Source organism: Pseudoalteromonas sp. 2CM28B (assembly GCF_023161935.1).
On sequence record NZ_JALNTH010000006.1, the window covers coordinates 239,313 to 263,912 of the forward strand.

Genomic DNA, 24,600 nt, shown 5'->3' on the forward strand with positions numbered 1-24,600 from the left:
TTATAGCTTAAAGCAGTAATAAACTGCCTAACCCTAAAAAGGTCACAAACCCAACTATATCGGTAACCGTGGTTAATATTACCGAGCCAGAAAGCGCAGGGTCTATTTTCATTTTGTCTAAAATAGACGGTATAACAACCCCAGCTAACGACGCAGCAACTAAATTAAGCAATATAGCAACGGTAATTGTAATGCTTAGCATTATGTCGCTAAACCAAACAAAGGTGAGCGCGCCAATCACTAATGCCCACACTAAGCCGTTCACCGCCCCCACCCGTAGCTCCTTTTTTAAAAGTGCATTGCGGTTAGAGTCGGTTACCTGGCCAAGCGCTAAACCGCGCACTATTACCGTTAAAGTTTGACTCCCGGCGATTCCGCCCATAGAGGCCACCACAGGCATAAGTACCGCCAGTGCCACAACCTGCTCTATTGTTGCGCCAAATAAGCCAATAAACCAAGATGCTAAAAACGCAGTGGCTAAATTTATACCCAGCCAAATTCCCCGGTTTTTAGCACTTTTTCTTACACTGGCAAACAGGTCTTCGTCTTCGCGTAAACCACCAGCTTTGGCAGCAGCTTCGTCGGCAATTTCTTGGCGTAGTTCGTATGCCGAGCTAATGGTTAAACGCCCGACTAATTTGTTATCGGTATTAACCACCGGCATGGCCATTTTTTCACTGTGAATAACCACTTCTGCCGCTTCGTATAAATCATCATCAGCATGTAATGATGAAAAATCATAGTTTGCCAGCGCCAATAGGTTATCGCCTTCATCGGCTTTTATTAAATCATTTACTGCAAGTTCACCTATTAGGCTGCCTTGGCGGCTAACTAAATACACAACTTCGCTGTATTGCGGCAAACCTTTGTGCAGTAATTTTTTAACGCCTGCAATTGTTGCTTTTTCAGTTATTTTTAGAAAGTCGAAACCAACCCAGTGACCTAATTGCTCAGGCGGATACTGCTGAGCAAGATCGTATTGTTTCGTTTGTGCTTCATCGAGTTGCTTTTTAGCATAATCAACAAAGCGCTCAGGAATAACCTCTTCAAGCTCAAGTAATTCTTCAACATTCACTTCATCTAATAGTGCGTATGCCTCGCTATCATCTAAGGTTTGTAGTAACCATAAGCAGCTGTCATCGCTCAGGGTGACGAATATTTCATGCTGCGTGTCTTTATCTAATAGCTGCCAAATTTCTAGACGCTGTTCTTTTGGGATGGCTTCAAAAAGTAGCGATAGGTGCTCAGTAGATAAATTAAGCTGTGCATCGGCTAAAAGCTGACTTTTTTGCGTGTGTGTTTCGCATTGTAATAAATCGTTTATTAGCTGCGGTAGTTGGTCGACTGGATACTCAATCATCTTGAAACCTTAAATTTAAAAATGCACATTGCTTATAGTTTACTTGAACAATAAAAAATTGCAGAAAAAACCTGAACTTATTAAGACGTTTTAAGCTTTGATGGTTGAAACTGCGCTCATTATTTTTGCGCATTGTAGGGGTAAAAACACCAGCGATACTACTGTTTATTTTAAAAATTAAAAAAGAAATTATTGGCCTTATTTTTAACCAAAAAAAAGCCCATAACGCTAAGCTGTTATGGGCAAAGTCACACAATGAAAAAAGGGGAATTAAAATCTATCGGTTAAGTTACGTATTAGGTCAGAGTCTACAAACTGCGTGACCATTGCAGCACCCCATGCATATGCACGTTGTATTGGGTAGCCTTTAAATATCCAGCGTTTACGAACATGGTTAAAACGCTGTAAATACTGCTGCTTAGCACGCGGCAAAGGTGTACTACTTAGCTTATCCCACGCTTTATATACGCCCGACATGTCAGAGCCGCGCATAAAACGTTGCAACCAACGCGCAAAGCGCGAAAAGCTAATGGTTGACTGAAAATCAATGATATAAGGCTTGCCATCGCTACCACATAATATATTGCCCATATTACGTAAATCTAAATGCACAATGCCTAGGCGGTGCATTTTTGCAACTTGGCGTTCAAGCTCAATAAAAAATTCAACAGGCAACGTCTCACCCTGGTGTATTAAGCTCCTAAGCGGCGTGCCTTCTATGTAGTCATACGCCACCGCTATCGGCGATAAACGGCTAAACCGATTAGCAACTGCATCAAGCTGTGCTAAGCGGCTCAACCCTTTAAATTCTTGATTTACAGAAAGCTTGGCAAAGGTTTTACGAATAAACCACGGGCTTTGGCTAAAGTCTTTTACTATTAAGTCAAACGTATCATCTTTGTACCTGTATACAATTGCGTTCGCAAAACGCCCTTTATGAACAACACTTAAATACTGTTGCATAAATACATGCTCAGGAAACTGCTGCTGTAATTGTGATAACAACTTATTTTCAATCATAACAAACCTAACAAGATGATAACTTTAATTGCCTAGGCAACTATATTAGCAAAGTTGGATTTGCCGCACAATTAGATCTAGTACTTAGCAGGCTAAGTTTTTATTGAAACAGTATCGCTAAAATGTTGATAATCTTTTTTAGAGATTTATGAGGGTGTATCTAGGTTGTTTATTGCTCGGTTTAGTAAGTCCATAACGCTGTGTTTTTCATTTTCAGAAAAGCCGCTAAGTGCTTTTTCGTACACTTGATTTACTAAGGGCATTATTTGCGGATAAAGCGCTTTACCTTTATCACTTAAACTTAAAAGTGTAGAGCGCTTATCAAACTCACATTGTGTTTTTTCAATTAAGTCTTTTTCTTCTAAACGCTTTAACAAACGGCTCATCGCGCCTTTATCGTACACCATATGATCGCTCAGCCCAGCTAATGTGTTTACTGAGCCACGCGCTAATAGCACCACCACAATATATTGCGCAGAGGTTAAGTCCATACAATCGAGTTGGGCATCAATGTGTGTAGCAATTTTTGAACGTAAAAACGATATCAACCGGCCTAGGTCTTGCTCTGCTACGAGTGTTTCGGGGTCGGCGTTTTGTACTGAAGGCATACTTTGTTGCATATAAGGGTTACTCTGTTTATTCAAAATGCGTGTAATAGACTACACATAATTAATAAAATTCCCTAGGGTTAGCGTACTTTCAAAAATAAAAATTTGTTCTAGCTAGGGTCTGGCATGTTTGGCGTTAATACTGCGTTATCGCCTATGCCTCTGCAACAACCTTAAAATATAAGCACAGCTTTACCAAATAAAAGTACCTTACTAAAAATTCAACCTCAAAAAGCAAACAGCCCCTAAACCATTTTGTATTTAAAATAAAAAGCCGCAACATAAGTTGCGGCTAGTAGTGGTTTATGCAATGACGTTTTAAACCTTGAACTGCCCTATTAATTGTCCTAAGTTCTCGCCGCGCCCTGCTAAATGCTGGCTAACCTCAGAGGTGGCCTTACTTGCTTGGGTTAGTTCATTAACAATTTCTTGAATGGCAAACACATTACGGTTTATCTCTTCTGTCACTGAGCTTTGCTCTGTTGCAGCGGTTGCAATTTGCGTACTCATGTCGTTAATGGTGGTAACCGACGTAGTCACAGCACCTAAACTTTGCGATATATCTCGCGATGACTCAACTGAGCGATTACAACTTGCTTGGCTCGCCTGCATGGCATTTACCGCGGCGCCTACTAAGTTATGTAATTCACTTAGCATTTCACTAATTTCATGGGTACTAAGTTGTGTACGACTCGCTAAGCTCCTTACTTCATCAGCCACCACGGCAAAACCCCGGCCTTGCTCGCCGGCACGTGCGGCTTCTATGGCGGCGTTAAGTGCAAGCAAATTAGTTTGCTCGGCAATGCCACCTATTACACTAAGTACACTGTCTATTTTTTTAGATTGCTCACTTAAAGAATTTACCTGATCAGCAGCTAGGTTAATTTCGCCCATGAGGTTGGAAACTTCACTTAGTGAAATATCTACGCACTCTTGCGCTTTTGCCACTTCTAGCGTTGCCGTATGAGTAGACTCAGCAACTTGCGTGGTATTTTTAGCTACTTCGTGAGAAGTAGCCGACATTTCGGTAATCGCTGTGGCAACTAAATCTGTTTCGTGGTTATGATTAAGCAGTTTATTTTCAAACAGTTTTGTTTGCGAATTAATATCGCTTGAGGCGTTTTTTACATCATTAGTAACATCAGCCACATTACTTATAATGCTTTGCAGCTTGCTAACAAACACATTAAACGATTCGCCCAACTGCCCTATTTCATCGTGCGTATGTATAGCTAAGCGTTTTGTTAAGTCGCCTTCACCTTTAGCAATATCATCTAAGCTTTGGCCCATTATTTGGATAGGTTTAACCATAGCGTTAGACGCTAAAAGTGCGCCCACTACGCTAACCACAACCCAAAATAAGGCAATTAATAACAAGGTGGTTATTTTTTCGCGAGTATGCGATTGCATAGTTTGTTTATAATTTGCAAGCTCTGTTTGTATATCATCCATATAGGCACCCGTACCAATCATCCAATCGCTACCTGGTATCATTACGGCATACCCTATTTTCTCTACTAACCCGTTGGTATTTGGCTTTTGAAAATGGTAATTAAATGCCCCGCCACCTTTACGTGCTTGCTCTAATAATCCAACAATTATTTTTTTACCATTTGGGTCTGTCATCCCTATTTTATTTTGCCCCTCAATAGCACTTCCTAACAGGGCATGGAACACGCTAACGCCACGTGTGTCGTAAATAAAAAAGTAACCGTCGTCACCAAAAGTAAGCTCCCTAAGAACATTTTTAACACTTTGTGTTGATCCGTTATCTAACTGATGGCGTACCAACTTGCTTGCTATTTCCACTTCAGTGGCAAGTAGCGTGTGTTTGTCTTTAATGAGTTTAGATTTAATTGTTTCAAAATTTTGTTGCTGGTTTTGCGATTCTAAATAGTACGAGCTGGCCATTAAGCTAATTAATAACAAGCTCAACGGTAAAATAGCCAGTAGTAAAAGTTTATTTCTCAAGCTTAAGTTACTCATTAAATCTCCACAAATAGGTATGCACGTTATCACTGTCTGCTTTGCAGTAATCAACGCAATAAAGTAAGCATTTAATATGTCACTATTTATATCAATTTATAAATAGCGCAGGGGGTTGCCAAGGGCTGGCAAGGTGGGCGCATTATAATTAGATTACAGCGCTTTAGATATACATTATCACTCGACATTAGTCGCAATTTCCTATCGAAAACACTGTGCAGTAAGGCGTTTTCATTACCTTTTACTTAGTTAATACCCAAGCAATTCCACCACTATTCATCTCACATTAAGGTAGCCAGGCATTTTTATTTAACATATAATCATCACAATTCTAATAATAAATACTTATACAAAAAGCGGGACAATGTTCAACGTTAACTTAGGCTGTGGTTTTTAAAAATAATAATGAAGTACTTCTTATATCTAACGTTGTTGATTTGTTTAAACGTGTGCGCTCAACCTGCTAACAAGAGCATTGCCTTTTATTACTCATCCCCCATGCCGCTGGCTGAAATGACCTTTTATTCACGGGTTGTTGTGCAGCCGCAAAGCATCACTCAACACGAACTTAATTGGCTTAAAGAGCGCAACATTAGCGTATTCGCTTATTTAAGTGTGGGAGAATCGTTTACTGAAAATGAATCCTCAGTAGCAAAAAATCCACACTGGAATAGCCATATTGCTGATTTAACCGCTGAGCATTGGCAACAACACCTGCAAAAACAAGCACGTGAATTACAACAACGAGGCTTTAACGGTTTATTTTTAGATACGCTCGACAGCTACCAATTATTAAAACCCGATTACGATAAAGCGGCTCAACAAGTGGGGCTTGTGAATATAATTAAAGGTTTGTCGAGTACATTTAACAAACACTTAATTTTAAACAGAGGGTTTGAGCTACTGCCACAGCTTAACGATTACGCCTCTGATTTAGTTGCCGAGGGGCTATTTAGCCACTTTAATCCAGTAGATAACAGCTACAAACTTACTACTGAGAACGATCAAGCTTGGTTAAATGAAAAGCTCCATAAAGCACAATCACTGGGCTTTAACGTACAGGTAATTGATTACGCTAAACCACAGCAGCGCCTTGCGATGGCTAAGCAAATTATTGCCCAAGGTTATGCTCCTTGGGTTACTGATGGGCACCTTCAAACTTGGGGGACATCAAATATACAGCCAGTGCCTAGGCGCATACTTATTCCATACAACAGTAATGTAAAGCCACTTATATACACCACGGTTCACTTAAAGCTTGCCACAATGATTGAGTATTTAGGCTACATACCTGATTACATAGACATGGCTAACACGCCCTTACCTAAAGTAGATACCAGCCTCCATGCTGGCATTATCTCTTGGACGACGAGCGATCAATTTTATAATGCACAGGTTATTGAGTGGCTCGAAAGTAATTTAGGCGTGGTACCGCAACTGGTGCTCGGCGAGCTCCCTTCTTCTAATAAGTTACTTAAAAGCTTAGGAGTAGAGCCTTTTAATTTGCCTTCAAATGGGCCTTATAAACTCGCAGCTATGACATCTTGGCTTAAAGGTGAGTCAACCACTGCGCCCGCTATTGTAAAGCCCTATTTATTAACACTTGCAGAGAATGCGCAATCATTAATATCAATACACGCTGAAGATGGCACCACCCTAACCCAAGGAAGTAAAACTAAGTACGGCGCACTTATCGCGGCACCTTGGCTTATAGATACACTGCCTATGGAGGGCAGTAACTGGGTTGTAGACCCCAAAGCCGTGTTAACTAAGGCAATGGGGCTTGCGCCTATACTTGCCCCAGATACAACTACATTAAGCGGTCGGCGTATGCTAACCCTTCATATTGATGGCGACGGCTTTACGAGCATTGCGCACTTTGCAGGTAAACCTTACGCAGCAGAAGTTGTGCGCGATGAAGTTATAAAAAAATACAAGCTACCACTTACCTCCTCAATTATCCAAGCCGATATTGAGCCTAACGGATTGCATGGCGCTGACAGCCCAAAGCTTGAAAAAATAGCCAAAGAAATTTTTGCGCTTCCTTATGTCGAAGTGGCATCACACACTTACAGCCATCCCTATTTTTGGACAGCCTTATCAGGTAGAAAAGAAATAAATAAAGACGACACCGACTACGGGTTTCATTTAGATGTACCCGGTTATGACGCCATCGATTTAAATAAAGAAATAACGGGCTCAATAAATTACATTAATGAGCGACTCGCACCAAAAAATAAAAAAACAGTGATGATGCTATGGTCGGGTGATGCAACCCCAGGCCCAAAAGCCCTAGAACTTGCGCGAGATGCCGGTGTAATTAACGTTAATGGAGGAAATACCGACGTCAATGCCGATAATCCAAGCTTGTCGCATATATCACCTATTGGCCGTCCTGAGCGAGATTTGCTGTATCAAATATACGCGCCCATTTTAAACGAAAATGTTTACACCAATTTATGGCACGGCCCTTACTATGGTTTTAAACGCTTAGTAGAAACATTTGAAATAACCGAAAAACCATACAGGTTAAAGCCTTACACAATTTACTTTCATTTTTACTCTGGCGAAGTGCCAGCAGGGCTTGATGCGCTGCATTACAATATTGATTACGTATTAGCCAGAGAAAATACCCCGGTGCATTTAAGTCAATATGCACGCATTGCCAAAGATTTTTATTTTTCTGCGCTTGCTAAAAATACGCGTGGCGAATGGCTATTTAGTTCTAAATATATAAAAACGCTGCGCTTGCCTACTATTTTTGATGTGCCCAATATGACTAACAGCCAGGGTATTTTAGGGGTAACCGCGCAAGGAAACTATATTCACGTGGGCGATGAAATAGCGACTATTAACTTTGATCATACAACGCCAGATAACCAACCTTATTTGCTCTCTGCTAATGTCGCGTTTAGTAATTGGCAGGTAAACGGCCCTGTCAGCTTTAAAGCGTGGATTAAGGCTAAAATTGAGCTTGAAAATGCTCGCAATTGTCAATTCATTTCGCATATGGGAAAGCGCTTTAGCGGAAAAACCTTTGGCAATACAACGCAGTTTACATTACCTGCTGGCGAATTTTATGGCTATTTAAACTGCACAACAAGGGCTCAATAATGAATAACAAAAAGCGCCCTCACTTAGTATCAGTTAAAACCATTTTAATTATATTAGCGGTTAGTTGCTTTTCACTTTACGCGCTGTTTCCGCACACCTTATTTTTTGAAGACGACTCGCTATCGCAAGATTATACCTTTGAAAAAACCTACTTAAATGCCGCATTAAGTAGCGACCCTAATAATGAAAAACTACGCGCCAAAAAAATAGCCATTCACCTGGGCTTAAATGAGTATTCGCAAGCGACTAACGAGCTTGAAAAACTCCCTAAGAGCGATACAAAAACTAAATTAGAAATAAAACTTTTATACGCATTGTGGGTTGATAGTGGCGCAAATAAAGATGACCGTTTTGAAGAACTAACACTTAAACTTGCGGCATTTAAACACTGGGATAGCCAGTTATTAAATATAGCTAAAGCCACGGGGCTCAATGTAAACGTAGCGCAATATTATGAGCAACACGCACAGCCATTATTAGCCGCTGATTTTTGGTTAGGCGCAGGTGAGCCTGGCAAAGCGCTCGCTATTTATAAAACCCACATTAATGCCGATGTAGCCCAAAAAGCCATTGAAACCGCACTGGGTGCTAACAATCCAAAACAAGCTTACACATGGTGGAAAAAATACGGTGATACCGCTAATACCGAGCGTACATTATATTTTGCAAGCTTAGCGGGTGATAATAAAGAAGCCTTAAAAGCAGTAGAAAAATTATTAAAAACTCAGCCTAATAACAGCGAATATTTAACCAAAGCCATGCATTTAAACTTAGCCAATGGCAATGCAAACGCAGCTGAACAATTAATCGCAAAGTTATTACTTAAAACACCCAATGATAAAGCGCTGAGGCTTTTAAATTGGAAAATTATGCGCTGGCAAAATAAGCCTAAACAGGCGCTTAAAGAATTTAAATGGTTAATGGCCCATAAAGCCGTTGATGTAGCTATGCTGACCGACAGCATTAATGATGCGAATGCCTTGTACTTATATCAAGATGCCAACGACATTTACGAATATAAAGCGCAAAACCGACAGCTTAAAGACAACGGATTTGCAAATTGGATGCAAACCAACGAATTTATTGGTAACGCAAAACAAGAGCTTAATCATATTGAGCGCTATGAGCAAATAAACGGAAAAACACCTCTTTCACAATATTGGAAAGCCAAGGTGTTACATGATACCGGTAATTTAGCTGGGCTGAGAGCCTTGTGGCCTCACTACGCAGGGCCGAAAAACGAAGAAGACTTACTTTGGCTTGCAAGAGCGCATTGGTTAAACGATGACTTTACAACCGCTTTGGCCATTTTAAAGCAAAAAGCACGTAGTAACGATGATGAGTTTTGGGGCGCCCGCGTTGATATGGCTTTGCGTGTAAATGATAAAAAAGAAGAGTTATATGCTTTAGAGCAATTAAAAAACATTAGCCCACTGAGTGTAGGTGATATGCTGCATTATCAGCAGCTAAAATTTGCCGACAACCCACAAGGGTTATTAAATTACCTATGGCAACAAACAGCACTCACTGATAGACAGTTAATCCAAATTACCTTATTAAGCACGCAAATTGGCGATGAAGAACACGTTACTCGTGCTCATCAGGCTCTTGAAAAACAACGTTATAATAAAGCGCTTTACCCTGCATGGTTAATATTATCAAACTGGTACCAAAATCAAAGTGACTTAAATTACGCATACACAACACTTAACCGCGCAGCAAAACTAAGTGAATACAATCCCGATGTGGTACTAGCGCAAGGCTGGCTTGCATTGCAAATGCACGACACCATTATGATTAAGCGTATTTTAGCTAACTACTCAAGCAATGAACCCAGCCGAGAGTGGGCACAATTACTGGCGAGTTTATCTATTCATCAAAAAGCCTTTAATAGTGCTTATTTTTATCTGCGCCAATTAGCCATTAGTAACCCTCGAGATTTAACTACTTTAGTAAATTTAGCCGATGTTATGAACCAGTTAGGCTACTACGCTAATGCCAGCGAACTTAAACATTATTTATTAAACCATTTACCAAAAGACAAATACGCATACCGAGGTTTAATGATCCAATGGGCCGGCGCAATGGCCGTGCCCCACTTACGCCAATTTAGCAGCTTAGATGACATAGCGCCTGAGGCTATAAACAACGCAACCGCCAACTGGTGGTTAGCCAGACGCGCAGCACAAAAACTTGAGCCATGGCAAAAGCTACAACTGGCTATGAGCAACGGCGAGTTTAATAAAGTAAAGGCACTGGTAAATACGCAAACGTTAGGCAAAATAGATGAGCTAAGTGCTTTGCTCTATTTAAGGCAGCCTTATGCAACTATGCAGCGTTGGTATGAGGAGTTAACACACGAGCCAACACAAGCCGAAACGTCTTTATTACGTAACGCCCGCACCAGCTACTTTAGAGCATTAGAGATCAACCTATCCCCTGAGGCCGGTTTAAATACCAGCCAGTACGATGTAAATGTTTATTTTCCGTATGCTAAAGGGCAATGGAAACTTAGCATTAGCAATCAACAAAACTTAAATAACAACGGGTTACTGTTTGCCATAGAAGATAAAATGACATGGGGTCGTTGGTACTTTGCTGCAAAAGTAGACTCTCATCAGGGCAATTTAATGAGCCGCCAAGGCTTGAGCCTAGATGCGCGTTACCAGTGGGACTCGCGCACGCAGGTAGGCGTAAAACTTGAGCACAACGTTGAAAACCGCCAATCAGAAACCTTACTTAGCTTTGCCAAATTAAATAAAACCACGGCTTATATAAATTACGCTATTGATGGGCGTCAAAACATGCAGTTCTCGGCAGCCGCCATGGCATTTAAGCGCCGCAGTGATAGCTCAACGCTTGTCAGCGGTCAAGAATATAACGCCCGTTATCAATACACTATTTTAAAAGACCGCCCTATTTGGAGTACTTATTTTAGTGCTCAATGGCAAGACTTTGAACGCACATTAGCCCCTTTAGGCATAGATCAAAGAGCCAGACCGCTGCTTATTGATATACAACCTTTTAGGCGCTTTGCTCTGGGCACTTCGCTTTCGTCAAACTCAAACTTAGCCCCCCCATATTTAGGCGAAAGCCCCTCGTGGTTATTCGACATCAGTACGGGTTATCAAACGTTAAACGACACCCTCGACATTTCAGTATCAAGTGGTGCAGGCTGGTCAGTGCTAGGGGATGATTTATTTAAATTACAACTGGGTTATCAAAGTAGTAATAAAGTGGGTAACTCAGATACACAATTACAATTAGGCTATTACGTACATTTTTAATGTTAGGAGAGAATATGTTTCGTTTAATCATACCGTGTTTGGTATTAGTGCTCAGTGCATGTACCACCAGCCGTGTGGCTGATGATGTAGAGCTAGGTCCATCAACTACCGTGGCTTTAATGCCTTTGGTAAATCATGCGCAAACCCCCTTAGCCGGTGAACGTGCAGAAGATATACTTGCAAGTATTTGGCAGCAAAATAAGCTTCCTACGTTATTACGTGCACCACGCAGTAACACTAAAGACCTTCCGCCACTTGACGATCAATACCGTCTTGATAACGCCATGCAGTGGTTAAGCACACAGCAAACAGACTATGTGTTATCAGGTAGCATAGAAGAATGGCGTTATAAAGCGGGTCTAGACGGCGAGCCGGTAGTCGCACTTACACTTAGCTTAACGGCTAAAGGTCAAACAACCCCACTTTGGACAGGCACTATCGCAAAAAGTGGCTGGGGGCGCGACAGTATTGCCGCGACAGCACAAGATGTCATCGCCGATTTAATTTCGTACATTGAGGTTAGTGAGTGAAAACACATTTTTTTCGACCAAGAGAGGTCCCTGAGCTACAAATTTGGGCTGATGTAATTGTATTTACCGCGCTTGCAATTGTGCTGCCGGTTATATTTAACGCCGAAGACCCCTTTTGGACGGAAAATGGGTTTTCGTGGCCGGTACTTGGGCCGCTGTTAGTAGCTTTGCGCTATGGTTTTTCAAAAGGCTTTATAAGCATATTATGTTTATTAGCCGGGCAATTGCTGTTAAGCAAAAGCGAAGTATTAGCGCAACCTAACGAATTTAATATTAACGCCATGATTGGTTATTTAATTGTAATTATGATTGCTGGCGAATTCAGAGATGTATGGGAGCGCACTAATCAGCAGCAAAGTATTGAGCTTGAGTATGTAACTAACCGATTAGAAACCTTTACCCGCCAATACCATTTAATAAACTCATCCCACGACCGGATTGAGCAAATGTTAGCAGGTCATACTCTTAGCCTGCGCGAATCGCTCCAAGCGGTACGGGCCGTTATAGGGCAACTAACACAAAGACGCTTAGACAGTGCGGCAAATAGCATTTTAAACTTATTTGTTGAATATGGCTCACTTGAAAAAGCAGCGCTTTATAAAGTAGAAAACCACACCATAATAGAGCAGCCATTAGCAAGCATAGGTGCTATGGGCGAGCTAAATAGGGAAGACCCCCTTATTAAAGCCATGTTTGAAGAGCGCGAGCTGGTTTCTATTAAAGAGGTTAAAAATAAATTTAGCCAATACCATATTGCTATCCCACTGGTTGATATTAATAACACTATTTACGGGGTAATTTTAGTACAAAGCATTCAATTTTTTGCCCTTAAAAACACCACACTTACTTTGCTAGCCGTTATGGCCGGTAACATTGGCGATTTGCTGCATCATGAAATTACCAACCCAGTAATGACCCCACAAGAAACCCCTTATTTTGTAAGGCAACTACGCAGGGCGAACAAAGAAGCTAAACGCTATAATATTCCCTCGCAGCTGCTTAAACTCAAAGCAATGCAAACAAGTGAAGAGTCGCGCCAATTATTAGAGTATTTAAGTGAAGCTCGCAGAGGTTTAGATATTTATCTTTACGATAGTCAAAACCACACTCTATTACTGCTTATGCCAATGGCAAGTGAACTGGACAAAAGTGGCTTTATATCGCGTATTAATACTTGGTGTATCGAGCACTTTGGTAAAACCGTTGAGCAACTGCAAATTAAAATAGAAGAACAAATGGCATTGCCTATAAGCAGCGAACACATCGCTAAGTTAGTTGCATCCCATGATTAAAATTATCGTTGCCGCTTTTATTGGCTGTTTATGTGAATACTTTGCTTTTGCGCATATTTTAGATGCGCCTAACTGGCTGTTGATTGTTTTATTACATGGCATTGCTTGCCTGTGCTTTACCTTTGTAAGCCATGCATTTATTCCTAACAAATACAAAACCACCTTAAAAAGTGGTTCGGCACTGTTATTTTTACTGCTATTTACCTTGCCTGTATTTGGTATTTTAGGGGTGGTATTTGCCATTACTTTTGCCCTTAGTAAACCGCTTAAAAACAACGATATTGATATTGTAGAGCACAAGGTTCCTGCCCTGCCTTTTGAAGCAAGAAGTGTTTCAGCAACGCCTATTTACTCAATGGGTGGACTAAAGGCTATTTTAAAACACGCCAGTGAGCCAAATAAACGCCTAAGTGCAGTAATGGCTGCACGGCACATGAGCGATGCCCAAGCTATTCCTATACTCAAACTGGCATTAAGAGACTTAGAAGATGATATTCGCTTACTTGCCTATTCAACTCTTGATAGCAAAGAAACTAAACTGAACGAAAAAATAAGCCAGTGCCAACACGCTATAGCCAATACCACGCAACAACCTAAATTGAGCAATTTGCAACGCCAACAAGCCGAGCTTTATTGGGAGCTTAGTTACTTAGGCTTAGCACAAGGCGCACTAAAAAAGTACGTACTAGAAAAAGCAGAAGCATTAACCTTAACAAGTATAAAGTTTAACCCGCAGCCAGCAAGCTATGTGTTTTTAGGGCGAATTCAACTTGCGCTCGGTAAATTAAATGAAGCGCAGCAAAACTTAAATTTAGCCACGCAATTAGGCATGGCCAGACGCCATGTCCTACCTTATAAAGCCGAAGTCGCCTTTGGATTACACAATTACACAGACTGTCAGCGCTATCTTGAAGAGCTAGCACTACAGCCTAAAGGCTCTGAGTTACGCCATTTACAGGAGTATTGGCATGAGTGAAAAAAAAGCCGACATTTTACTCTTACTTGAAGGCACTTACCCTTATGTACGGGGCGGCGTATCTAGCTGGGTACACCAAATTATAGAAGGCCTGCCTCACTATAACTTTGAATTAGTGTTTGTTGGTGGCGCACCCGAACACTACGGCGACATTCAGTACACGTTACCGAGTAATGTGACTAAGCTGCATGTGCATTATTTAGTTACGCAACACAGTACAAAAATAAAAGCGAAACATGACGTTAAATATAAAAAAGAACTGTTTGATTTTTGGCAGCAATTGCAAGGGTATTTCCGTGACTGTAAAGACCCAATACCTACGGAGCTTTTAAAGTTTGCCTTTGAAAATCTAGCTAAAAAAGACGGTATCAACGAAGCCGATTTTTTATACAGCGAGTCGTCGTGGCAAGTGCTGGCAAACTATTATTTAACCTATTGCGATGAATCGTCATTTATCGACTTTTTTTGGTCGTACAGAAATTTGTATAAACCACTGTTTAAAATAGCCGAAATAGCCCGTTCACTCCCCGATGTTAAACTTATTCATTCTATTTCGACAGGCTATGCTGGCATATTGGGCGCAGGTGCAAGCGTTATACACAACACGCCATTTTTGCTTACCGAGCACGGTATTTACACTAAAGAGCGTAAAATAGATTTAATACAGGCCAGCTGGATAAAAGAGTCTGAACAAAGCCTAGGTAAAAACCTAAATACTGAAATGGGCTTTATTCGCCGAATGTGGATCAGCTTTTTTGAGCAAATTGGCCGCACTACTTATCATCAAGCCGACAAAATCATCTCGCTTTATGAAGGGAATAGACAAAGGCAAATTAAAGATGGAGCCAGCGAAAGTAAAGCCTCGGTAGTGCCTAATGGTATAAAAACAAAACGCTTTGTTGATGCGCTTAACGCGAGACCTAAATCGGTCCCTATGGTGGTTGGGTTAATCGGCCGTGTAGTGCCAATTAAAGATATTAAAACCTTTATTCGTGCCATTAAAGAGGTCCAAGCCGAACTGCCAGACATAGAAGGCTGGATCATAGGCCCTTTTGAGGAAGACCCACAGTATTATAAAGAGTGCCAGCTACTAGTAAGCAGCCTAGATTTAGACAAAAACATTACGTTTACCGGCATGAAAAACATCGTCGAAATACTCCCAAAGCTAGGTATTGTTGCGTTGACTTCAATTTCTGAAGCTCAACCATTAGTGCTGCTTGAAGCAATGGCAGCAGGCGTACCTGTACTTGCAAGTGACGTGGGCTCGTGCCGAGAAATAATAGAAGGGGCAAGCGAGGAAGATAGGGCCCTTGGTAAAGCTGGCGAAGTAGTTTCTATTGCCTCACCCAGCGAAACCGCACAGCAAATAATCACCCTATTGGAAAATGAGCAAACATGGTATCAGTACCAACAAAACGGCCTCAATCGCGTTAAAACATACTACGACGAGAGCCATATGTTTGCCCGCTACGATAAACTTTACAAGGATACAATCGCATGGCCGGAATAGGTTTTGAGATACGTAAAATTCTCAAAAAAAACACCCTACTCTCTGTTTTTGAAGCATACGGTTATGCGGGATTAATAGGCTCAGGCCCTTGGCTGCTTTCTATCATTGCGCTCATGCTAATTGGTATTTTAAGCCTAGGTGTCGTGCTACCTAAAGTATTAATTATTCAGTTTTTAACGCTTATTACGTATATGATGGCAGCGTCCCTTATATTAACCGGCGGTCTGCAGCTATTATTAACGCGTTTTGTTGCCGATCTGTTTTTTCAAAAAAAGGACGAGCAGGTACTGCCTAATTTACTTGGCGCGCAGCTAGTTACCACCCTTGCCGCATTACTGATTGGCTTAGCTGTATGGCCAATACTACCGCTACCTGTTGTGACTAAAATAATAATATTAGGGGCGTTTGTAAGCTTATGTAACCAATGGCTTGGCGCTATATTTTTGTCGGGAATGAAGGAGTACCGGCTTATTTTAGTGACCATGTTAAGCGGTTACAGCTTTATGGTGTTACTGGCATTTTTACTGCGCGACTGGCAAATAGACGGGTTGTTTTTTGCTTTTTTTGCCGGTGAAGCGCTGCTCTTTTTTAGCTTTTTGTTTATGATTATTCGTCGCTACCCTGGCGGTAAACTCATTAGTTTTGATTTTTTAAACAACAAAAAAGTGTATTACAGCCTATTTTTTTGTGGGCTTTTTTACAACATAGGCGTGTGGGCCGATAAAATTATTTTTTGGTACTCCCCCGCTACCTCTATTCAAATTATAGGCACATTAAGAGCAAGCCCTATTTACGACTTGCCTATATTTTTAGCCTATTTAACCATTATTCCAGGAATGGCGGTATTTTTAGTCAGAATGGAAACCGACTTTGTAGAACAATACGACCGTTTTTATACCGCCATTAGAGGTGGCTCATCGCTTGAAGAAATTTTTTACCTAAAAGATAAAATGGTGCAAACAGCGCAAGGCGGCCTTTACGATATATTTAAAATCCAAGGTATAACCGTTGCGTGCTTATTACTGTGGGGCGAGCAAATACTGACCTTTATAGGCATAGACCCTAACTATAAAACATTACTGTTTATTGATGTGGTGGGTGTAGGTGTACAGGTTATATTTTTGTCTATTTTAAATATTTTATTTTACTTAGATAAGCGTGCCACCGTATTATTTTTATCTGGGCTGTTTTTGTTTATCAATATCGTATTTACGATTGCCTCAATTGCATTAGGGCCACAGTTTTATGGTTACGGTTTTGCGCTCTCGACCATAATTACATCTGTAATTGGTCTGTATTGGCTATCAAAACAATTTGAAGAGCTTGAGTACGAAACTTTTATGCTGCAGTAGAACCGCCGTACCATTAATGGTAACTTACAAAAGTAAAGCTAACTTTAATTAAAAAGGACTTATCTTTAATGAAAAAAGGAATTACCACGCGCTTTAATATCTTTGCAACCATAGCTTTGTGGGCTATTAGCTTGTTGTATACGTTAATGACGTTTGATGTAGGGAATGCATATCAAAGGAATAGCCTTATTGATATTTATATACAAACATTCACAGTAAAAATGGTGCTACTGCTAGCAATGTGGATTATAAGCGCCTGTATTTTGTCGGCACTATTTAAAGAAGTTTGGAACCGTTTAATTTCAGACATCTTCAACCTTCGCTTAATTGGTTTGAACGAGTCTTATACCTTATGTGTTTTAATAACATGGCTGTTATTGAGTTAAATCTTTGCACTTAAATTTTAAGTAAAAGGTAAAAGGTAAAAGGTAAAAGGTAAAAGGTAAAAGGTAAAAGGTAAAAGGTAAAAGGTAAAAGGTAAAAGGTAATCAATATTTAACAATGACCTGCTTAGTATTGGCAAAAAAAATTGCCAATACTTTTTATGCTAACGTGATTACTAACCATGAAACATATATTACTTACTCACCCAGCGCGCTTTAAAACCACGCGTATCAACATGTATAAATGCACCGCGATGCGATTTTGGCCCGTAAACACCTAAACCGCCAAGTAAGCCTTTAAATGATTCTCGCTTAGCGAGCGACTCCACTATACCAGCCATAGCTTGTGCATCACCAATAGAGTGCTTGCCGTCTTTGTTTATATCATCCATACGGTAGTCGCCATCGTTATCTATAAATATATCGGCAGCGTCGCCAAACACATGACGGCTAAGCTTTACGTTACCAATGGCTTTGTTGTAATAAGGGGTGCGGTAACCGCTCATTACCACCATATTTTTAACCGGTATGTTTTCTAAAATCAGCTCTTTGCGTATTTTTTCAAGTTTAAGTAACAACTTGTTTTGTAAAAATAAGTATTTAGGGTGCTTACTTCGTTGCTTACTCACAAATTCTTTAAGAGAAAAATGCGGTGATATTTTTATATTTTCGTTCTCTGGGGTCACCTTTACAAAACCATCGGGCACTATGTAATGCTTACTATCCTTAATTTGTGAGGGCGTTGGGTAATGACCAATGTGGTAATATTTAAGCTTTCCACCTTGTACTTCAGCTGCAGGTACTTTAACAAAAACATTAATTGTCATACGTTGCTTTTTGTCGGGGGATTCAATAATTACCCGTGTTAAGCCAGGCTTTTTAGGCGCATGCCACTGCCAGCGGTTTGTATCAGTTAAGGTGGCATTGCTATGGTTATTAAGTAATGAATATGGTCGTTTTGATTGTGCGTAAAGCACTTCAAATTCAACGGCCTCATTAGGCATCACAAATACAGAAAACACCGAATACGGCATTACTATGTCGTTAATTTTTAGGCTAAACTCTGCATCTTCAAAATTTGCTTTATTTTGAATATCAACGCTTGGGTGTGCTTTTTTCACGGGCTCGGCGGCATAACTACTTACACTTACGCAAAGCGCTAATACGCCCCCTAAAATACACGGTATAAACGGCATAAATCCTCTCATAGTCTATTTTATCAATGCAGCAATGACTGACTGATCTTCGTTTTTAAGTAATGCTTTTGCGTCATGTTGATAAATATCGTCTCTAAAATTAACGAGCATGTCTTCATCAACCCACGCCGTCCAATACACCAAATGAATAGGTAAGGGCTCATTTAAATAAAAGGTTTGAGTGGTATCGGTATCTCTGGCTTTATCCACTTGCTTAAGGGTGCGCTCTTCACCTTGGTGCTTAATTATTTCACGCGCCAATGAAAATGGCTCTTCAACCCTTATACAGCCATGTGATAACGCACGCTGCGCTTGGTTAAAACGCTGCTTTGCTGGAGTATCGTGAACATAAATGGCTTCAGGATTTGGAAACAGATATTTCACTTCGCCAAGTGGGTTTTCATCCCCTGCACGCTTAACTAAAAAATGATCAAACTGATAGGGCTTAATAGCCTGCCAATCAATATTACTGGGGTTAACTGTTTTAGAATCTAGGTAGCTGTTTTTTCTAATTTCGATATTATTTTTAGCAAGGTACTGAGGATCTTTTGCCACTTTTGGTGCTATTTCTTTGGTTGCAATAGAGGTTGGTATACGCCACTCAGGGTTTACTACAAATTTTTCGATTTCGTCACTAAAGGCAGGTGTTTCCCAACTCGGCTTACCCACAATAACGTTATTTTGTAGTTTTACTTCGCCTGCTTTTACATAGCGCAATGTGTACTCAGGTATGTTTACATACACATACTGCGAATCACTTGAGCCTGCGAAGTTAGTTATGCGGTAAAAGTTAAGCTTTAATTTAGCCAATTTTTTCTTAGCGGGTACATTAAGCTTAGCTAAGGTGCGCTTGCCTACTCGCCCATCAACCTTTAAACCGTGGCGACGCTGAAACTGTTGCACAGCCTGCTCAATGGTTTTATCAAATGTGCACATTGCGGTGTCACATACATTGCTGGTTAAGTCACGCTCTTGATACAAACGCAGCGCTAACTGACTCACCGCCTTACTGGTGCTGCCAAGTTCAAGCAACTCATTGGTGTATAAAGGGCTAAACCCGCCACTGTTAACTATTTCTGTGTACCAGTTAATTGCTTTTTCGGTGCGCGCTATTAACTGTGCTGCATTTTGATCAAAATAATAATCGCCATTTTGCAATTGTTGTTGCGAGTTGTAAGTGGTTAATGAAGAGTTGGCAAGTGCCACACTTTCAAGATCTGCAGTGCCTAGCGCTTGCCCTGTTAGCATGGTGCTAACGCAGCCTGCGAGCGTAGCGTGTAACGTAATGTGTTTTACCTTTGTAGACAATGCCTTTGAAAATAACCCCTTCACTTTGTACCTCCTCGCTAAATATCATTGATAAATGCTTTTGTACTTACTGCTTAACAGTAATTTGAAGGTGCAATGCAGGTGCCAAAATAAAATAAAAACACAAAACACTGAAATCTAATAACTTTTTAAACTTTTACATGGTAATTAAAAAACACTTCAACTACGCAATTATGTAATTTGGTTGCTGTAGTGTGTAAAGTTGCTATAGCAATTAGTCTTTTAAAAAGGCCAAAAAGCCACGCTCATAACGACTCAAGTATTTTGTTTTTCGCGGTAAAGAAAGCGACTCTCGCCACGCTGTTTGGGTTTGTTCATCCTCTTTACACAAGGCAATTAAGTCCGGGTGAACATACGATTTACGGGCAATAGCGGGCGTATTACCTAGCTGCTCAGACACGCTCTCGAGCATACTTTTTAAACTAAGTGCGCCTTTTGCTTTTACAAGCTGCTTAAAGGCAATAACACTGGCTCGCCAGGTTCTAAAGTGCTTAGCGCTAAAGTCCTCACCCATTATTTGTTGAATATACTGGTTAATTTCACTAGAGGTTACGTTTGTACGCTCTCCATCGCTTATATATTGAAACAAATGCTGACCGGGTAAATCTTGTAGGTCTTTAATTACATGGCTAAGCACTCTGTCGGTTATGTTTACCTCGCGCTCTTTGCCCGATTTAGCCCGATACCGTAGCTGTATATTTTTACCCGTAAGCTTAGCATGGCGATTGCGCAGGGTTGTGGCGCCAAAACTTTTGTTTTGCTTTACATTTCGCTCGTTACCTACCCGCAATGCACCTAAGTCCATAAGCCTAACTACCGCAGCTAATGTGCGCTCTACGCTAAGCTCATCCCCTTGTAAATCGTTTTCTAAACGGGCGCGCAGTAATGGCAGCTTATTGCCAAACACCCCACAGGCTTGGTATTTTTTCGCCTCTTGTTGAGCTCTAAAATCTTCATGGTAGCGGTATTGTTTACGGCCTTTACTATCTATCCCGGTTGCTAAAATATGGCCATTTTCTTCAGGGCAAAACCAAGCATTTTTGTAGGCGGGCGGAAACGCTAACGCATTTAAACGATCAATCACTTTTTGATCGGTAATTTGCTTTCCTATTGGGTCAAAGTACAGCCACGTTTTGTTTTTACGCTTACGGGTTATACCGGGTAAATTATCATCTACGTAGATTAGTTTCATTTATGCTCCTAGCAACTTAAACCATCATCAATAAAGGTATCACTGTAAAATAACCTTAAACTGAACAACGTTATTGATATATAATCAAAAATTGAACAATAATATAAAAATCCGTTTAGTTAATTACCTGCTTAAGTATATAAACTGCACCTTTTGGTACCGTTTAGCTATGCTCATTTTGGCCAAAATATACACGGATAATAATACCAACTCGCTTAATTAATTAGTCTATTTGAGCCCGGAAAAACATAGCTTACACTAGGTTTGCCCCCGCAAATGATTAAGTATTATTGCAAAACTGGTAACCCCCCTTAAATAATGTGCTGTTTACAAGGAGCATACAATGGCATTTGATTATGGTTCTATTGATCTTGGGTTAAAAAACCCCTTTAAGTTGGAAGGTAAAGTAACCGCGCTAAGAGGTATTATTGAGTCGGTAGCAGGCGTAAGTTTACTTGTTATAGCTGCAAGCTCGGTGAAAGAAAGTACCACCGCAGGCTGGATTTTAATGCTATTTGGCATGTTTATTTTAGCGCTGGGTATTCGCTCTTTATCGTCAGGTATTTATGCCACCTTAAAGTACTTTGTAGGCAGAAACCACCCTACATCGCTTGCGTATAATTTTAGTAAGTCTGAGAGCTCTACCGCGCAAGAAGAAAAAAAAGAAGTAGCCTATAAAGCCCAATCACTCGAAGAAATGCTGGTTGGTCGTAAAAACAGTACCTTTAAAGAGCCTAACGGATTTTTATCTCGTTTGTTACACAGCTTAATTCCCAAACTGTTATTTTTACCTTACCCAATTCGAAATGTTGCGCAGCGATTATTTGGCTCATGGGTGAGCACGCTTGTTGCCTTAATTGCTTATGGGCTTGTAGCGTTTGTTTCGCTGTCGGGCTTTACTGGGGAAGCTGGCGAATTAGCCTTTCCGGTTTACAGTGCTATTTTAATGTTTTATGTGCTTTTTTCTTGGCGCTCAAGTAGCAAACCTATCTCTCGCAATGCTGAAAGAAACATTGAAGCGCTGGGAGGCGGTACATTAGCTAAAATTATTTCGTTGTCGTTTATTTTGCCTATTGTTATTGGCCTTTCTATGTCGTGGCTAATGCAAGAGCAACATATCAGCAAACAAGAAATAGACGCGTGGATGGCACAACTGCCAAACTTGCATGCTGGCATATACCTCATTGCCATTATTATATTAGCAACGTTAAGCTGCGCATTAGTATTTACAATGATCAAAGCACGCTTAAACGCAGTGACCCCTACCGCCGAAGTGTCAGAATTACGTGAAAACTGGCAAGAGTCTGTTCACCCTGATGAAGTATTTATAAACCTTGATAATCTTGTCATGGCAAATAGACGCTACAAAGAAGTGCCTAATAGAGTTTACCGCGAGCTAGACCCAAAACTGCAAGAGCAAATAGAAGGTAAAGGCGGTTTTAAAGGCGAAATGATTCAAGAGGTTCAGCCTAAGCTACACGCTATGGAGCTAGGTAAAAACTTTACCCTAGCCAGATTAGTTGCGCTAATAAGTGCTAATTTACTTTATATTGTGGCATTAGTATTAACGGTGTTGTTAGCCTATTCATTAATAGATATTTATTACTACATAGATAGCGCTAATATTAATAATTTACAGCAAGCGTTTAATAATCAAAACGTTATACAGTTTAGTAGCTTACTAATGAGCAGTGTTCATATTTTAATAATAGCAGTGATTATTAAAGCCTTTGCTCGTTTATTGGCTAACTGTGCTCATTTATTTTTTGCCGAAATGCAGTTTGAATCATTACTTGTGTACTTTAAATGTGAAGGCACATTTACCGAATCTAAAATTTCAACGGGGACAGGTATTCATGACAGCACCCGCTCAGAAAACACCTTAGTGCGCAGCAGTATCACGCCATGGGTCATTGTCTCTCGTGTTATTACGAGCACGTTTGCTGCCACCGGTATGAAAAACCTTGAGCATCCTCGCCATATAATGGAAATGCACAAAGATGAAGGTCAATTACAAGCCATTAAAAATGATGTAATTGCCTTTCTAAAAGACCGCGAATCGATTGCTTCAATTACCAGTGAGCGCGATTTAGGCAATGCATCGCAAATACATCAATTAAACCAACAAACCCGTGCAATACCTACTCAGCAAGCAATAACAAAAGAAGATGAAGAGGCCGCTGGTTACCTAAGGCAAGAAGAGAACTTAACACCAGAGCCTAAAGCTTAATAATCGCTTTGCTATATTTGTAAAAGCTAAACTGCGCCACGGTTTGTAATCTAGGCAACTAGGTTACAAACCGTGCGCGCACTAATTACTTACCGCTAAACCTTTTTTAAATACCCGCTTGTTAAAATTTATGGTGTTTATCTGCCTTATTATTAACGTATTTTTAATTGTCCTTCACTTTATTGAATCATTTATACCTATTTGACCGATTAATTCTAAATTTACGCATAAACCCCTTGCTTTATGCGTTAAAAACCAAATAATGAAGCAATTATAAACTGGGTAAGAATGAGGAAAATGAGCTATATACTAACCACCCAATGTGCCGACGATGTAGGCCTAATCGCCAAAATTACAGGGCTTTGCCACGCGCACAATTTAAATATTACACGTAATAACGAATTTGTAGATAAAGACGCCAAGCGCTTTTTTATGCGCACTGAACTAACCGGCGAGCCACAAAGTGACTTTTTATCGCAATTACGCGCTTTATTACCTGAGGGTGCACAACTTGCTCTACATGATGATACAAAAACTAAAGTGGTACTGCTTGCAACAAAAGAAGCACATTGCTTAGGGTCTGTATTACTTAAACAGTTTGAGCAAGCGTTAAATATTGAAGTATTAGCTGTGATTGCCAACTACCCAGATTTAGAGCCATTAGCAAAAGGCTTTGATGTGCCTTTTCATGTTGTTTCGCACGTAGGCCTAAGTCGCGCCGAGCATGATGAAAAAGTAGGTGATTTAATTGCCTCTTATAACCCTGACATTATTGGCTTAGCAAAATACATGCGCATACTAAGCCCTGAATTTGTGGGTCGCTTTGAGAACAAAATTATTAATATTCACCACTCGTTTTTACCGGCCTTTATTGGCGCTAAACCGTATCATCAAGCATTTGAGCGCGGCGTAAAAATTATTGGTGCTACGGCTCACTTTGTAAATAATGAGCTAGATGAAGGCCCTATTATTTTACAAGATGTCACCAGCGTAACACACGCTAACACCGCTGAAATGATGGCTAAAATGGGTAAAGACGTAGAAAAAACAGTGTTTAGTAAAGCCTTACAACTAGCTTCTGAACACAAACTATTTATTAACGGTAATAAAACCGTGGTATTTAGCTAAGACCCCTTTTTACATACTATAAAGCCAGCAATAGGGCTCTCCCCTTTTGCTGGCTTTTTTATGCCTAACAGCTTAATTAGAGTCAGATATTAGCTGTGCTGTGTTTT

General features: G+C 40.4%; 17 protein-coding genes. 10 read left to right on the forward strand and 7 right to left on the reverse strand.

Going from position 1 to position 24,600, the window contains the following annotated elements; genetic code table 11:
* Positions 1-7: 7 nt before the first annotated feature.
* The 4 genes from MTN96_RS11365 to MTN96_RS11380 all read right to left on the reverse strand — a co-directional run bounded on the left by MTN96_RS11365 (position 8) and on the right by MTN96_RS11380 (position 4,974).
* Positions 8-1,360: a magnesium transporter gene (locus MTN96_RS11365; protein ID WP_024033089.1), complete on the reverse strand. Its 1,353-nt coding sequence runs from the start codon at positions 1,358-1,360 to the stop codon at positions 8-10.
* A 270-nt stretch (positions 1,361-1,630) separates the two neighbouring features.
* On the reverse strand, positions 1,631-2,380 hold the full coding sequence (locus MTN96_RS11370) for a serine/threonine protein kinase (RefSeq protein ID WP_024033091.1): 750 nt from the start codon (positions 2,378-2,380) through the stop codon (positions 1,631-1,633).
* A gap of 146 nt (positions 2,381-2,526) precedes the next feature.
* Positions 2,527-3,000 carry a MarR family winged helix-turn-helix transcriptional regulator gene (locus MTN96_RS11375; RefSeq protein WP_052026274.1) on the reverse strand — a complete coding sequence of 158 codons (474 nt, stop codon included), beginning with the start codon at positions 2,998-3,000 and terminating at the stop codon, positions 2,527-2,529.
* A 306-nt stretch (positions 3,001-3,306) separates the two neighbouring features.
* The gene (locus MTN96_RS11380) at positions 3,307-4,974 is read right to left on the reverse strand and encodes a methyl-accepting chemotaxis protein (protein ID WP_248531609.1); all 1,668 of its coding nucleotides are present in this window, start codon (positions 4,972-4,974) and stop codon (positions 3,307-3,309) included.
* Positions 4,975-5,379: 405 nt separating this feature from the next.
* Here MTN96_RS11380 and MTN96_RS11385 point away from each other — a divergent pair, with 405 nt between their 5' ends.
* The 8 genes from MTN96_RS11385 to MTN96_RS11420 all read left to right on the forward strand — a co-directional run bounded on the left by MTN96_RS11385 (position 5,380) and on the right by MTN96_RS11420 (position 17,421).
* Positions 5,380-8,088, forward strand: a complete 2,709-nt coding sequence (locus MTN96_RS11385; RefSeq protein ID WP_248531610.1) for an endo alpha-1,4 polygalactosaminidase — start codon at positions 5,380-5,382, stop codon at positions 8,086-8,088.
* Positions 8,088-11,375 carry a tetratricopeptide repeat protein gene (locus tag MTN96_RS11390; RefSeq protein ID WP_248531611.1) on the forward strand — a complete coding sequence of 1,096 codons (3,288 nt, stop codon included), beginning with the start codon at positions 8,088-8,090 and terminating at the stop codon, positions 11,373-11,375. The genes MTN96_RS11385 and MTN96_RS11390 overlap by 1 nt, the downstream gene beginning before the upstream one ends.
* Before the next feature lie 14 nt (positions 11,376-11,389).
* Positions 11,390-11,905 carry a hypothetical protein gene (locus MTN96_RS11395; RefSeq protein WP_055252862.1) on the forward strand — a complete coding sequence of 172 codons (516 nt, stop codon included), beginning with the start codon at positions 11,390-11,392 and terminating at the stop codon, positions 11,903-11,905.
* A complete protein-coding gene (locus MTN96_RS37130; protein WP_248531612.1) occupies positions 11,902-13,197 on the forward strand; it encodes a PelD GGDEF domain-containing protein in 1,296 nt (431 codons plus the stop codon). Before MTN96_RS11395 ends, MTN96_RS37130 begins: the two co-directional genes overlap by 4 nt.
* Positions 13,190-14,173, forward strand: coding sequence for a lipopolysaccharide assembly protein LapB (locus MTN96_RS11405; RefSeq protein ID WP_248531613.1), 984 nt, complete (start codon positions 13,190-13,192; stop codon positions 14,171-14,173). The genes MTN96_RS37130 and MTN96_RS11405 overlap by 8 nt, the downstream gene beginning before the upstream one ends.
* Positions 14,166-15,683 carry a GT4 family glycosyltransferase PelF gene (gene pelF, locus MTN96_RS11410; protein WP_248531614.1) on the forward strand — a complete coding sequence of 506 codons (1,518 nt, stop codon included), beginning with the start codon at positions 14,166-14,168 and terminating at the stop codon, positions 15,681-15,683. Before MTN96_RS11405 ends, pelF begins: the two co-directional genes overlap by 8 nt.
* Positions 15,671-17,035, forward strand: coding sequence for an exopolysaccharide Pel transporter PelG (gene pelG, locus MTN96_RS11415; protein ID WP_024033100.1), 1,365 nt, complete (start codon positions 15,671-15,673; stop codon positions 17,033-17,035). Before pelF ends, pelG begins: the two co-directional genes overlap by 13 nt.
* 68 nt (positions 17,036-17,103) lie before the next feature.
* Complete coding sequence (locus MTN96_RS11420; RefSeq protein WP_024033101.1) at positions 17,104-17,421, forward strand: hypothetical protein; 318 nt, start codon at positions 17,104-17,106, stop codon at positions 17,419-17,421.
* Between the two features lie 191 nt (positions 17,422-17,612).
* Here the strand turns inward: MTN96_RS11420 and MTN96_RS11425 are convergent, their stop codons facing one another.
* The 3 genes from MTN96_RS11425 to MTN96_RS11435 all read right to left on the reverse strand — a co-directional run bounded on the left by MTN96_RS11425 (position 17,613) and on the right by MTN96_RS11435 (position 21,135).
* Positions 17,613-18,614 (reverse strand): D-Ala-D-Ala carboxypeptidase family metallohydrolase, encoded by a 1,002-nt coding sequence (locus tag MTN96_RS11425; protein WP_248531615.1) that lies wholly within the window; start codon positions 18,612-18,614, stop codon positions 17,613-17,615.
* A 15-nt stretch (positions 18,615-18,629) separates the two neighbouring features.
* Positions 18,630-19,946, reverse strand: coding sequence for a murein L,D-transpeptidase (locus MTN96_RS11430; RefSeq protein ID WP_248531617.1), 1,317 nt, complete (start codon positions 19,944-19,946; stop codon positions 18,630-18,632).
* Positions 19,947-20,157: 211 nt separating this feature from the next.
* Positions 20,158-21,135 carry a DNA topoisomerase IB gene (locus MTN96_RS11435; protein WP_138684452.1) on the reverse strand — a complete coding sequence of 326 codons (978 nt, stop codon included), beginning with the start codon at positions 21,133-21,135 and terminating at the stop codon, positions 20,158-20,160.
* A 343-nt stretch (positions 21,136-21,478) separates the two neighbouring features.
* On the opposite strand from MTN96_RS11435, the gene MTN96_RS11440 reads away from it, so the two are divergent.
* On the forward strand, positions 21,479-23,365 hold the full coding sequence (locus MTN96_RS11440) for a hypothetical protein (protein WP_248531619.1): 1,887 nt from the start codon (positions 21,479-21,481) through the stop codon (positions 23,363-23,365).
* 297 nt (positions 23,366-23,662) lie between these two features.
* On the forward strand, positions 23,663-24,493 hold the full coding sequence (gene purU / locus MTN96_RS11445; RefSeq protein WP_024033106.1) for a formyltetrahydrofolate deformylase: 831 nt from the start codon (positions 23,663-23,665) through the stop codon (positions 24,491-24,493).
* Positions 24,494-24,600 lie beyond the last annotated feature (107 nt).